This is a genomic window from Burkholderia sp. LAS2 (genome assembly GCF_018417615.1).
GTDB lineage: Bacteria > Pseudomonadota > Gammaproteobacteria > Burkholderiales > Burkholderiaceae > Burkholderia > Burkholderia sola.
Map to the genome: position 1 here is coordinate 223,280 of NZ_CP071054.1, position 12,061 is coordinate 235,340.

The 12,061-nt window shown below is 69.8% G+C and carries 12 protein-coding genes; all 12 read right to left on the bottom strand.

The features are described 5' to 3' along the window. Nucleotides 1–2: 2 nt before the first annotated feature. The 12 genes from JYG37_RS30165 to JYG37_RS30220 are packed head-to-tail and all read right to left on the bottom strand — an operon-like array spanning nt 3 to nt 11,789. The gene (locus JYG37_RS30165; RefSeq protein ID WP_213346918.1) at nt 3–1,175 is read right to left on the bottom strand and encodes a PLP-dependent decarboxylase; all 1,173 of its coding nucleotides are present in this window, start codon (nt 1,173–1,175) and stop codon (nt 3–5) included. Continuing rightward, the gene (locus tag JYG37_RS30170) at nt 1,165–2,154 is read right to left on the bottom strand and encodes a beta-ketoacyl-[acyl-carrier-protein] synthase family protein (protein ID WP_050013577.1); all 990 of its coding nucleotides are present in this window, start codon (nt 2,152–2,154) and stop codon (nt 1,165–1,167) included. The genes JYG37_RS30165 and JYG37_RS30170 overlap by 11 nt, the downstream gene beginning before the upstream one ends. Nucleotide 2,155: 1 nt before the next feature. Continuing rightward, nucleotides 2,156–3,139, bottom strand: coding sequence for a ferritin-like domain-containing protein (locus JYG37_RS30175; RefSeq protein WP_050013576.1), 984 nt, complete (start codon nt 3,137–3,139; stop codon nt 2,156–2,158). Beyond that, on the bottom strand, nt 3,139–3,765 hold the full coding sequence (locus JYG37_RS30180) for a hypothetical protein (protein ID WP_213346920.1): 627 nt from the start codon (nt 3,763–3,765) through the stop codon (nt 3,139–3,141). Before JYG37_RS30180 ends, JYG37_RS30175 begins: the two co-directional genes overlap by 1 nt. A 1-nt stretch (nt 3,766) precedes the next feature. After that, nucleotides 3,767–4,642 (bottom strand): hypothetical protein, encoded by an 876-nt coding sequence (locus tag JYG37_RS30185; RefSeq protein WP_213346922.1) that lies wholly within the window; start codon nt 4,640–4,642, stop codon nt 3,767–3,769. A 7-nt stretch (nt 4,643–4,649) separates the two neighbouring features. Further along, nucleotides 4,650–4,904, bottom strand: a complete 255-nt coding sequence (locus JYG37_RS30190; RefSeq protein ID WP_006481176.1) for an acyl carrier protein — start codon at nt 4,902–4,904, stop codon at nt 4,650–4,652. A 59-nt stretch (nt 4,905–4,963) separates the two neighbouring features. Beyond that, nucleotides 4,964–6,049 (bottom strand): hypothetical protein, encoded by a 1,086-nt coding sequence (locus JYG37_RS30195; protein WP_050013573.1) that lies wholly within the window; start codon nt 6,047–6,049, stop codon nt 4,964–4,966. 13 nt (nt 6,050–6,062) lie between these two features. Next, a complete protein-coding gene (locus JYG37_RS30200) occupies nt 6,063–7,400 on the bottom strand; it encodes a hypothetical protein (protein WP_213346924.1) in 1,338 nt (445 codons plus the stop codon). Continuing rightward, nucleotides 7,390–8,133 (bottom strand): outer membrane lipoprotein-sorting protein, encoded by a 744-nt coding sequence (locus JYG37_RS30205; RefSeq protein ID WP_204384745.1) that lies wholly within the window; start codon nt 8,131–8,133, stop codon nt 7,390–7,392. The genes JYG37_RS30200 and JYG37_RS30205 overlap by 11 nt, the downstream gene beginning before the upstream one ends. Beyond that, nucleotides 8,130–9,347: an ABC transporter permease gene (locus JYG37_RS30210; RefSeq protein WP_213346926.1), complete on the bottom strand. Its 1,218-nt coding sequence runs from the start codon at nt 9,345–9,347 to the stop codon at nt 8,130–8,132. The genes JYG37_RS30205 and JYG37_RS30210 overlap by 4 nt, the downstream gene beginning before the upstream one ends. Beyond that, nucleotides 9,319–10,029, bottom strand: a complete 711-nt coding sequence (locus JYG37_RS30215) for an ABC transporter ATP-binding protein (protein ID WP_050013569.1) — start codon at nt 10,027–10,029, stop codon at nt 9,319–9,321. The genes JYG37_RS30210 and JYG37_RS30215 overlap by 29 nt, the downstream gene beginning before the upstream one ends. Then, nucleotides 10,026–11,789 (bottom strand): fatty acyl-AMP ligase, encoded by a 1,764-nt coding sequence (locus JYG37_RS30220; protein WP_239469031.1) that lies wholly within the window; start codon nt 11,787–11,789, stop codon nt 10,026–10,028. The genes JYG37_RS30215 and JYG37_RS30220 overlap by 4 nt, the downstream gene beginning before the upstream one ends. Nucleotides 11,790–12,061 lie beyond the last annotated feature (272 nt).

Consider the following 12,061-nt stretch of genomic DNA (forward strand, 5'->3'; position numbering starts at 1 on the left):
GTTCAGGCCGGCCGCACGTACACGTGCGCGGCTTCGTGGGACAGGAAATGCGCCATCGAGTACGTGCGGTGATACGCGCCGCAGCGTTCGAACACCGCGATGTCGCCGACCTGGGGCGGCGCGCCCGTGTCGTCGCGTCCAATCACGTCCGCGCGGCTGCAGGTGCTGCCGACGTACAGCGTCGGCACGCCACGGGGCAGCGGCGCGGGCGTGCGGCGCACGAGCGACGGCGCGGCCAGGCGGCGCATCATCGTTTCGGTCTGCGCGAGCAGGAACGCATGCGACAGCCCGCCGTCGCAGACCGCGATCGTGCGGTCCTGCCACGTCTTGACCGCGACGACGCGCGTCGCGAACACGCCCGCATCCGCGAAGATCGCGCGGCCCGATTCGTGGGCGAGCGAATACTGGCCGGCGAGCGGCGCGAGCGCGGCGGCATAGCGTTCGAACGCGGCATCGCCCGGATGATCGTCGGCGAAACCGCCGCCGAGGCTCAGCGACGCGAGCGGCGCACCGTTGGCCGGTGCGAGATCGCGCGCCAGCGCCGCGAGCCGTTCGGGCAACACGAGCGTGTCCGGCTGCGTCGGGTCCTGGCGGATGAACGAATGCGGGCCGGAGAACACATGCAGCCCGGCGACGGGCAAGCCGGCGGCCACGAGCGTGCGCACCGCGTCGTGCGCCTCGTTCGGCGTCATCCCGAAGTGGTCGTGCCACAGCGCCCGTGCGTGTTCACCCGCCAGCGCGCCGGCGTTCACGCGCAGCAGCACGGCGCCCGGCGTGCTGCCGCCGGCCGCCGCTTCGCGGGCGAGCGGCACGAAGCGCGCGACCGCGTCCGGGTTGTCGAGCACGAAATGGCAGCGCGACGCGAGCCCCGCGCGCATGAACATCTCGTCCATCGACGGATTGTTCAGGTAGCGCGGCGTCTTGATCCGGCCGATCACCGCGTCGAGTTCGCCGCGGCTCGCGAGTTCGACGCCGTCCTCGTACGCATGCGCGCAACGCGCGAGCATGTCCTGGTTCGGATTCGCCTTCAGCGACACGATCAGCCGCGTGCCGAGCCGCGCCTTCAGCGACCGGTAGCGGGCGATCGCGATCTCGGGCTCGTACACGTAGCACGGCGTGCGCAGATCGGCGATCCACGCCTGATCGGCGGCGGGAAGCGGGCGCTCAGGCGTCATGGCGGCTCACCGGATGGAGCGTGGCGGCCGCATACGCGCCGCAGTTCGACTGCATCACGCCGAGCACGCGCCGGCCGTGCGCGACCGCATCGAGCCCGACGTCGGCCAGGTTGATCGGGAAATCCGAACAGCACGCGTGGCCGCGCGCATGGATGTTGTCCGCATAGAGCCGCTCGGCCGGCACGCGCATCGCGCGGCACAGCGCGCTCCAGCCGGGCAGGTCGGCGTTGTGCGGCAGCACGAGGTCGTATGCGTCGAGCGCATGCGGTTCGAGCGCGACGGCCGCGTCGATCGCACGACGCGTGTACGGCCACTCCATCATGATCAGGTCGGCCTCGTTCGCGGCGACCGTGTCAGACCCGCGATGCCATTTCGCATGCGTTTCGATCGCAATGCCGCCGAGCCGGTTCTTCGTGCTGTTGCGCGCGATCAGCATCGCGGCCGCGCCGTCGCACTGCACGCCCGTCATCTGCCGCATCCGGTAATCCTCGCCGTATACGCGGTCGGACGACACGACGAGCGCCGCGTCGATCTGCGGATGGCGGCGCATCAGCGCGCGCACGGTTTCGATGCCGGCCGCGACCGATACGCAGTTCAGTTGCGCGACGGAGCCGAGCCACAGCGGCTCGATGCCGAAGCGCGCGGCCACTTCGTGCGGCAGGCTGCGCGGCGCGGGCGGCACGCTGAACTGCTGCGTGTGCACATGCACGATCGCGCCGACGTCGGACGGAGGCACGCGCGCGGTATCGAGCAGCCGGCCGACCGCCGCGATCGCGAGATCGGTCTCGCTCGTGTCGAGCGCCATGTGGAAATAGCGGCTGCCCGACTGCGCGATCGCGGCCGCCCGCTGGGCTGGATAGTCGCGTTCGGCGGCCCAGGCTTCGATATCGACGGGCGGGCCCGGCAGCTCGTAGGCCACCGCGTCGATGCCGATCCAGAAGCCGGCGTCGCGGGATGCGGGGGAGGAGGGCATCGTCATGTCAGTTGAGCGGCATCGCCGCGTAGTCGAGGACGTCGAGCTTTTCGAAGGTCGCCTGCACGGTCGGCGTGAGCAGGCCCATCTCGCGGATCGTCGGCACCAGGCGCCGGAAGATCGAGCGGCGGATCGAGCTCGATACCGGCGACTCGCGCACCATCGCGCTGCATTCGCGCTTGGACAGTCCCATCGGCTCCCAGATGTCGTCCGCGCACAGATGCTCGTACAGCACGGCCGCGCCTTCGCAGATGAATTCCTCGCGCTCGCGCAGCTCGTGCGAACTCATCTCCGCGTACACGCGGCACAGCGTGATCCGGCCGACCGCGAAGTGACGCGCTTCGTCGCGCTGGATCCGCAGGAACAGGTCCTTGATGAACGGGTCGGTGCTGTACGCGACGACGCTCTGGAAGATCGACAGCGCGATGCCCTCGACCAGCACCTGCATCCCGAGGTTCGTCATGTCGAGCGCGCTGCTCGTGATCGTGTCGTGCAGCAGCCCCTTCAGCGAGCGGCTCATCGGGTAGCTGACGTCGAGCTTCTCGTTGACGAGCTTCGCGTACGCCTCGACGTGGCGCGCTTCGTCCATCATCTGCGCGGCCGCGCACAGCCGCGCGCTCAGGCCGTTCTCGGCCGACGCGAGCTTCGACGCGCAGATCAGCGCAGCCTGCTCGCCGTGCAGGATCTGCGACAGCAGCCAGCCCTGCGCGTGGTGACGTACCTCGCGCTTGTCGGCGTCGGCCAGCTTGCCCCACAGTTCGGTGCCATAGATCAGCAGCGTCGGGTCGGGCATGCCGAGCGGGTTCGCCGGGTCGAGGTCGTGGCGCCAGTCGACGTCGGTCGCGACGTCCCACTGCGCGGCCTTAGCCTTCTCGTACAGCCGGTTCAGCGCCTCTTCGCGCAGCGCGTAGTCGTTCGACATCAGCGCATCGACGGGCATCGACCAGCGGATATCGGCCGTGTCCTGCATCACGGTAAGCGTGTCGTTCATCAGGGTCTCCCCGGCCGCGCGGCGGCGCCGGAATGATGGGCGGAATCGGTGAATGGGGCGGCGCGCGACGCGCCAGGGTGCGGCTCGAGCCGGATCGCGAACGCCGGCCACGCGCCGCGCAGTTGCGCGTCGAACGCATCGGCGAGCCGCGCGGGCCAGATCGCGCAGCACACGCGGTTGTCGCCGGCGAATTCCGCATCGCGCAGGATGCGGTCGCCGATCCAGACGACCGGCGCGCCGCGCGCGGCATCGCGCAAGGCTTCGTCGTACAGGTGCACGCCGAGCAGCACGTGCGGCGCGAGCAGTTCGGCCGGCAGCGCGCCGAAATACGGCGCGCACACTTCGATGAACAGGCGCGCGTCCGGGTGCACCGCGTCGCGAATCCGCGCGGTGATTTCCGCGAGGAATGCGAAATACTGCACGTGGTCGAGCAGCACGCGACGTTCGCCGTCGGCCGCGTCCGACGGATTGCCCGCGTCGTACGCATCGCCGGCCGCTTCCGCGAGCGCGGCGCGTGCGTAATCGGCCGGCGTGTCGAGCGGCATCCGGTACGCGCTGGCCGCGACCGCGACCGGCTGGCGCACATCGCGCTCGATCCGGTAGGTGAAGTGAACGGGTCGCACCATGTCACGCCTCGCCGTCGAGAGAGAACGTCGCGTCCGGCGCGAACGCGACGTCCGCGATCGCGTAATAGCCGTTCAGCGCGAGGGAGCAGACGGCCGCGCGGCGCGGCGTGTCGCCGTCGCGCCGCGCGAGCAGCACCGACAGCCACGGGTCGCTGCCGAACGCATGGCCGAACACGCCGTGGCCGTCCGGCAGCAGCGGCGTCTTGCCGACCGACGCGAGCAGCGCGCGCCGCGACGTCGCCGGAAAGAACGGCAACGCCGCGTGCAGGCCCGGGCGCGCCGCGCAGAACGTGCGGATGTCGCGGCCGAGCCGCACGACCGCGCTGGACGGCGGCGCGGCGTCGGCGATCACCGACTGCGCCGGTTCGCGGCCGACGTCGACGAGCAGCGTGCAGACGCCGAAGCCCGAGCGCCCCCATGCGGGATTGCCGTGCCAGTACGTATAGCCGTGCACGTCGATGTCGACGATCTGCAGCAGCAGCGTGCGCGGCCCGGTCTCGGCCGCGGTCGCGAGCGTGCGGCGCAGCACGTAGCCCCAGCCCGCGCATTCGTACGAGCAGGTCATCCAGTCGGGCGTGTAGTCGTTCGCGCCGGCCAGCGCCCGCGCGAACACGCGATGCTGCGGCGAATCGTTCATCAGCAGCATCGACAGGATCGTCGAGCTGACCACGTAGTCGTCCGCGCCGACCGCGCCGCACAGCCGCTCGCGCTCGGCGCACGCGAGCGTGCCGATCGCGCGCGCCGTGTCGTCGAGCGGCACCGCCGCGCCGTCGCGCGACGGCGCGACGCGCCGGTACGCGAGCGCCTGCACGGTCAGCGCGGTCGCCGGGGCCGGCTCGATGGCGGCGGTCGCCACGGGGGCAAGGGGCGCGAGCATCGCCGTATCAGGCCGCGTGCTGCTGGCTGCGCAGTTGCGCGTCGAGCTGCTGCAGCGTCGTGTACTGCGTGATGTTCAGCGCTTCCGGATCGATCGAACCGTAAAGCTGTTCGCAGAACACGATCAGCTCGACGATGTTCAGCGAATCGATGCCGAGTTCGCCGATGCCGGCGTCCGTGTCGACGGTTTCGACGTTGAGGATCTTCGCGACTTCGCGGGACAGGATGTCGAGCGCGTCGGCCGGAACGTTCTGGGTCGTCATGAGGGGAGCTCCTGGAGTTGAGTTGAATGGATCGGGGATCGATCGGCCTGTCGCGTGGATCAACTGCCGGCTTCGCAGCGCAGGCTCTTGCGAAGCTCGTGATAACAACGGTACGAACTGCCTTCCATCTTCGAAAACGCCAGCAGGTCGCGCTGGTCGTCGAACAGCGGCACCTTGCCGTCGCGCACGAGCGCGCTCAGGAACTCGTTCGACAGCAGCTTGATCGCGAGCACGCGCTGCACCTTGCCGAAGCTGTAGTGCGCGTCGTCGGTCTGGGTGCGCGCGGCGTCCGCGATGAAGCGGTGCACGGCGCGCGCGTCGGCATCGAGTTCGACGCGGCCGGTCCGTTCGAGCCAGCCGACGTGCGCCATCAGCGCGCGGACGAAGTACGGTCGCACCACGGTCAGGTATTTGTTGAAGACGGTCGGCCCGCCGATCCGCAGCCGATCCTCGGCGGCGACGCGCACCTGGCCGCCGACGTTTGCGAGCTGCAGGTTGCCCGCGAGGAACGGCGCGCCGCAGGTCGTGCGTTTCAGTTTTCGATACTCTTCGGGCCACACGAGATAGGCGGCCGGGAACATCACGCCCGGCAGGCGCGCGGCGACGACGGCCATGCAGTCGCGATGCGCCTCGATGCCCCATACCTTGTCGACGGTCAGCGCGAGCCCGTTGTCGTCGCTACGTACGACGGTGCGCCAGGCGGCCAGCGTCGGGCCGCCACCGTCGCTCATCAGGAACGCGAAGTTGTGGCCGGCGTCGATGCACGCGCATGCACGGCGGTTCTGGTCGTCGGAGAAGAACAGCCCGAACATGATGCGGATGAATGCGCGCATGAACGGCTTGAACAGGTGATGAAACCCTTCGCGGTCGATCTGCTCGAGCAGCGCTTCGGTGAGCGGCGCCTCGTCGTGCCGCAGCGGTGTCGACGCGGACGCGTCGGGCAGCACGTCCGGCGTGGCGGCGCGCAGCGCGATCACCATCTCGCTGTCGAGCAGCCGCACGGCGGCGGCTTCGACGAGCCGGGCCGCCGCGCGCGGCGGCGTGCCGATCGCGTCGAGGTGGCGCAGCACCGGATACGCAGCCTGATCGGCCACGCGCAGCAGCAGCGGCGGTGCGATCGGGGCGGGGGCGGAAAGCGTGGACATGGCAGGGTTCCTGTCAGAAACGCACGCGCACGGCGGCGTCGATGCGGGTGCCGAGGCCGACCATCCGGTACTCGGACTGGCTGTCGGAGAAGGCGTGGGTGAGCGCGACATCGACGCTCACGCGTGTGTTCACGTCGGCGACGACCTGCGCGATCGCGAGCAGGCCCTTGTCCTGCGGCGAATAGACGCCGCGCAGCGAATACTCGACGCGGCCGACCTTCTTGCCGAGCCGCGCGAACAGGTAGTCGCGCAGGCTGCCGTCGACGCTCACGAAGTTGGCCGTGCCGCCGAGGCCGGCCAGCGCGGCGCCGGGCGCGACGGGCAGCAGCGCGTTGTTCGCCTGCACCGCGCCGACCATTCGGCGCCACTGGCTCGCGTCGTAACGCGCTTCGTCGTGCGACCACTCGACGATCAGCGACAGATTGCCGGGCAGCGCGCTCTGCATGCCGACCGCGCTGCGCCACATGTACTGGCGATCGTTGCGGCGATCGACGGCGTCGTACGCGGCGGCCGAATCGAGCGGCGTGCCGTTCGCGATGAACGCGGGCAGCGGCCGCGTCGTGCCGCGCTCGAGCCACGCGCTCGCATAGACGGTGTTCGAGCGCGCGACGTCGAACGACAGCGTCGCGCCCGCGCCGCCGCGGCCCGCGTGACGGCCCGCGAGCAGCGCGGCCGAGCCGCCCGACCCGTTGTACGCGCCGCGCACGAGTTGCGTCGCGCCCTGCACGTCGCGGTTGTCGACGTCGTTGCGCAACGTGCGGTTCTCGCCGGCGATGAACTGCAGCGTGGTCTGTTCGCCGGCCCATTTCGCTTCGATGAGCGGCGTGCCTTCGACGTCGCCGTAGCGATCGTAGATGTCGGCCGTCGCGGCCCGCTTCTGGAAGAAGCCGAGCGGGAAGAACGCCTGCGACGTGTCGAGCGTATCGATCCGCTTGCCGGCCGTCAGCGTGATGCCGTTGTCGAACGCGTAGCGCACGCCCGCTTCGTTGAAGCGGCTCGCCTGCGCGCCGAGCGAATGGTTGCTGGCGACGACGCGCGCGTTCACGAACAGGTTCTCGCCGTCGATGCGTGCGAGCAGGCCGGCTTCCTGCTGGTTGCGCGGCGAGTCGCCGATCAGGCGGCCGAGCAGCGCGCGGCCGTCCATGCTGTCGACGGAGCGCGCGTAGCCGATACCGTTGAGCGTGCCGAGCTGATCCATCAGCGATGCTCCGTGCGCGAGCGTGCAACCGAGCGCGAGCGGAATCGCGAGCGCGACGCCGGGCCAGCCGCGGGACGTGCGGTTTGCGCGGTCGGGCGACGAACGGAGGCGGTCACGATGAGCGTCGGCATCGGCGTCGTACTCACTGGCCATCGGCGAGCGTGTCGGGATTGAACCAGCCCGACGGAATCGTGCGCGGTTGGCCGTCGAGGATGTCGACGACGCTCGCGCGCTGCTTCTCGACCTCGTTGCGATACGTGATCTTGCGGATCACCTTGCGGCCGTTCGCGTCGACCGGAGCCGAAAAGTCGGCGCTGCGAAACAGCAGGCCGCTCGCCAGGAAGAACTGCGCGCGCACCGGCACGTCGGTGTCGGGTGTCACCCACAGCTTGATCGTCGGGTACACGTTGTCGGGATCGGTCGCGCTCAGGTCGAGCTCGGTGGCCGGCTTGCCGGCGATCGGCGTCGTGCCCGGCACGGCCGTCGCGCGATAGCTGTCCGCCCAGTGCGTGCGCGTGATATCGCTGATCACGACTTCCCCTTGCAGCCGCTGCATCCCGTTGATGCGCACCGCGCTGCGCGTGTTCGGCACGTAGAACCAGTGCCCGCGCGTCGTCGCGAGGTATTTCTGGCCGTCGTTCTCGCCGCTGCGCGTCAGCGCGAGCGTGTCGCCGTTGCCGCGCGTGTAGACGAGATAGCGCGTCGCGTCGCCGGCTTGTCCGCCGACCTCGTTGGTGATCCGGATGCTCGTCTGCGTATCGGCGGCCGTGCTGCGGTATGCGTCGGCACGGGCGAGCATGGTCTGGGCCGTCGGCGTGTCGGCCGCGTGCGCGGCGAGCGGCACGCACGCGACGAGCGCGGCGAACGTAAGGCGAATGCGGTTCATGGGGCGAGTCCTTCGAGGATGTTGCGTTTCGCGAGCCCGATCGTCGCGAGCAGCGCCGCGGCCACGCCGAGCACGACGAACGCGGCTTCGACGGCGGCCACGGCGACGGGCGATACGGTGAATTCGAGCAGGATCGGTTTCACGCGGCCGGGCGGCGCGGGCAGGTGGATCTGCGCGTGATTGAGCGCGACCATCGTCAACAGCGCGAGCGCGATGCCGGCGGCCGCGCCGAGCAGGCCGAGCAGCGCGGTTTCCTGGATCAGCACGCCGCGCACCGTCGCGGCCGGCACGCCGAGCGCGCGCAGCGTCGAGATCTCGCGGCGCCGCTCGACGATGCTCATCAAAATCCAGTTGCTCATCGACAGCAGGATCGTCGCGCACAGAATCGCGCCGAACACCGAGAACTGGTTCTTGTACAGCGCGACGACCTGGTGATAGAGCGACACGAGCTGGTCCCAGGTCCGCACGTCGAGCGTCGGCAGCGCGGTGCGCAGCGTCGCAGCGGCGGCCGTCGTGCCGGCGGTGTCCTCGAGGAACACCGCGATGCGCGACGCGCGGTCGGTGCGCAGCAGCGCCTGCGCGGCCGTAAACGTCACGTTGACGATCCGTTCGTCGACGTCCTTGTTGCCGGTGCTCATCACGCCGACGATCTGCGCGTCGGTCGCGTTGATGCCGCCGTGCGCGGTCGACGCCATCAGCTGCACGACCGAGCCGACGTGCACGCCGAGCTTGCGTGCGAGTTCGGCGCCGACGACGACTTCGGTCCCCGCGTTCGTCGGCGACAGATAGCGGCCCGACAGTACCGTGTGATAGTCGAAGAAGCCGGGCGGCTCGCGGTTCGGTTCGATTCCTTCGCCGACGAAGCCGTAGCTGAGATCGCCGTTCGATACGAGCCCGTCGAAGTCGATGCCGCGCGCGGTCGTCGCGACGCCGGGCACCTTTGCAATCGCCTGCGTGGCGGCGGCCTGTTCGTCGGCGGTCAGCCCGTATTGCAGCGGCCGTTCGCCGATCAGGTCGAGGTAGCCGTGATGCAGCACCTGCACGTGGCCGACGCCGCTGTCGATCGACCCTTGGCGCACGGCATCGAACGTCGCGATCACGTAGCCGAGCGCGAGGCTCGACGCGAACGCGGCGACGCCGATCATCGCCATCGTCAGCACGGTGCGGCGCCGGTTGCGCCAGAGGTTACGCCACGCAAACGTCGACCAGTTCACGATTCACTCCCGGTACGCCGTCGCGCATCTCGATGCGGCGCGGCAGGTGCGCGCACAGACGATCGTCGTGCGACGCAATCAGAAAGGCGGTGCCCAGCGTGCGATTGGTGTCGAGGATCAGCTCGGCGACCGCCCGCGCATTCGTGCTGTCGAGGCTCGCGGTCGGCTCGTCCGCGATCACGATCGCCGGCTCCTTGGCGAGTGCGCGGGCCAGGGCGACGCGCTGCTGTTCGCCGCCGGACAGCTCGCCGGGGCGATGTCGTTCGCGCGCGGCGAGCCCCACCGCGTCGAGCATCGCGCGCGCGCGTTCGCGCCGCGTGCGCGGCGTGCCCCACGCGAAGCAGCCGAGCTCGACGTTCTCGAGCGCCGACATCACCGGTATCAGGTTGAACTGCTGGAATACGAAGCCGATGCGTTCGCGGCGAATCCGTTCGAGCGTGTCCGGCGCATCGTCGATGCGGCGGCCTTCGAGCCAGCGTTCGCCGCTCGTCGGCACGTCGAGAAAGCCGGCGAGGTTGAGCAGCGTGCTTTTGCCGCTGCCCGACGGACCGACGAGCGCGACGACGTCGCGCCGGGCGATCGAGATCGTCGCGTCGCGCACCGCGACGACGCGGCCCGCGCCTTCGTACGTGCGTGTGACGTCGCGCAGCTCGAGCACAGGGGCCAGGGGCGCGGCCGTCATGCGAATGCTCCCTGGCCCGCTTCGACGGCAACCGGCGCTGCGATGACGGGCAGCGCGCCGTTCGCATAGAGATCGCGACACTTCACGCGCTGCAGCTTGCCGCTCGTCGTGCGCGGCAGCGAGCCGGGCTCGACGAAACACAGATCCTGCGCGGCGAAGCCGATGCGCGACGCGAGCAGCTGCTGGCACTCGGTGCGCGTTTGCGGCGTCGCGTCGACGGGCCGCGCCTCGATCGCGACGACCAGCCGCTCGGTGCCGGTTTCGGGATCGGGCAGCCCGAACGCGATGCACGTGCTCTTGCGCAGCGCGCTGTGCGACGCCAGCGCTTCCTCGATCTCGTGCGGGAAATAGTTGCTGCCGCGAATGATGATGACTTCCTTCTTGCGGCCGAGGATATGCAGCTGGCCGTCCGCGACGTAGCCGATGTCGCCCGTGCGGAACCAGCCGTCGGCCGTCAGCGGCGCGGCGATCGTGCCGTCGTCGGGGTTCAGGTAGCCGAGCATCACCGACGTGCCGCGGATCGCGACTTCGCCGACCGCGCGGTTCGCCAGCGCGTGGTCGCCGTCGTCGAGGATGCGGAACGCCATCCCGTCGATCGGCGTGCCCATCGCGAGCACCGTTTCGGTGTCCGTCTCGCGACCGTCGTTCGCGGCGGCCGGCTGCGCGTCGCGGCGCTCGATCAGCGCGCGCCGGTCGAGCGTGTCGGCGATCACGTACGGCGCGCGGTCGACCGCGCCTTCGTGCCACGCGCGATGCATCGATACCGCGAGCGTCGATTCGGCCATCCCGTAGCACGGTTGCAGCGCCGATGCCGCCAGGCCGTACGGCGCGAACGTCGCGGCGAAATCGCGCAGCGTCGCGTCGTCGACGCGTTCGCCGCCGATGAAGATGTTGCGGCACGCGGACAGATCGACGCCGATCATCGCGGCCGCATTGAAGCGGCGCACGCAGTAGCGCAGCGCGAAGGTCGGCACCGACGTCGTCGTCGCGCGCGCCGACGCGATGCGCTTCAACCAGCCGAGCGGATTCCGGATGAAGCTGTTCGGCTGCATCATCAGCAGCGGCGCGCGGTAATGCAGGTTCGACAGCAGCGTGAGCAGCCCCATGTCGTGATAGAGCGGCAGCCACGACGCGGTGCCGTCGCCGGCCGCGATATCGAAGCGCACCGAGCCGCCGATGCCGAGCACGTTCGCGATCACGTTCTCGTGGCTGAGCACCGCGGCCTTCGGATGCGACGTCGAACCGGACGTGAGCTGCACATGATGCGGATCGCTGCCGCTCTTCGCGCTGATCAGTGCGCGCGCGCCGGCGTCGGCGGCATTCGACAGCGTCGCGAGATCGACCACGCGCGTTGAGGCCGCGGGAAACGCGTCGTCGCGCCACGCGGCGGCCTGCGCATCCGCGGCGACGACGATGCGCGGCCGGTACAGCTCGCACGCGACGTCGATCACCTGCCGTCCGGCCGCCGCGCGCCGTGCGGGAACGGACACGGTGCAGGGCAGCGCACCCGTCATCACGCAGGCCATCATCGCGACCGCATGTTCGACCGACGCGGGCAGCGCCAGCATCACCAGATCGTTCTCGCGCACACCGAGCTCGCGCAGCGCGCCGGCCTGATGAAACACCGCTTCCGCGAAGCGCCGGTACGTGACGCCGGCTTCGTTGCCCGCATCGTCGACGAACGTCATGCGATGCATGGCGCCCGCGACGTCCTCGAGCGATTCGATCAGGCGATGAATGGTCGATGCGTACTTCGTCACGAGGGTTCTCCCGTTGCGGAACACGGCCGCTCGCGCCACGGTGCCGGCGGCGCCGTTCGTCGAGTGAGGTGGATTCTTGCCGGATCGATCGGCCGCGACAAACGGAATCTATGCAGGCTATGCATGAGCGGAGCGCATCCACTCGGGGCAGCGCACATTCGTTATCAGCGTGAACGATGAATACGCGCTAGGTGACTGGTCTGTCTCATTCGACCGGTCGTCTAGTTCACGATGTGGTGCGCTCATGCGCAGGCGTCATGCAATGCGTTCGG

What these genes read in the sequence shown, in the direction of transcription:
- JYG37_RS30165 (WP_213346918.1), bottom strand. Translation starts at nt 1,175, where the DNA reads ATGACGCCTGAGCGCCCGCTTCCCGCCGCCGATCAGGCGTGGATCGCC.
- JYG37_RS30170 (WP_050013577.1), bottom strand. Translation starts at nt 2,154, where the DNA reads ATGACGATGCCCTCCTCCCCCGCATCCCGCGACGCCGGCTTCTGGATC.
- JYG37_RS30175 (WP_050013576.1), bottom strand. Translation starts at nt 3,139, where the DNA reads ATGAACGACACGCTTACCGTGATGCAGGACACGGCCGATATCCGCTGG.
- JYG37_RS30180 (WP_213346920.1), bottom strand. Translation starts at nt 3,765, where the DNA reads ATGGTGCGACCCGTTCACTTCACCTACCGGATCGAGCGCGATGTGCGC.
- JYG37_RS30185 (WP_213346922.1), bottom strand. Translation starts at nt 4,642, where the DNA reads ATGCTCGCGCCCCTTGCCCCCGTGGCGACCGCCGCCATCGAGCCGGCC.
- JYG37_RS30190 (WP_006481176.1), bottom strand. Translation starts at nt 4,904, where the DNA reads ATGACGACCCAGAACGTTCCGGCCGACGCGCTCGACATCCTGTCCCGC.
- JYG37_RS30195 (WP_050013573.1), bottom strand. Translation starts at nt 6,049, where the DNA reads ATGTCCACGCTTTCCGCCCCCGCCCCGATCGCACCGCCGCTGCTGCTG.
- JYG37_RS30200 (WP_213346924.1), bottom strand. Translation starts at nt 7,400, where the DNA reads ATGGCCAGTGAGTACGACGCCGATGCCGACGCTCATCGTGACCGCCTC.
- JYG37_RS30205 (WP_204384745.1), bottom strand. Translation starts at nt 8,133, where the DNA reads ATGAACCGCATTCGCCTTACGTTCGCCGCGCTCGTCGCGTGCGTGCCG.
- JYG37_RS30215 (WP_050013569.1), bottom strand. Translation starts at nt 10,029, where the DNA reads ATGACGGCCGCGCCCCTGGCCCCTGTGCTCGAGCTGCGCGACGTCACA.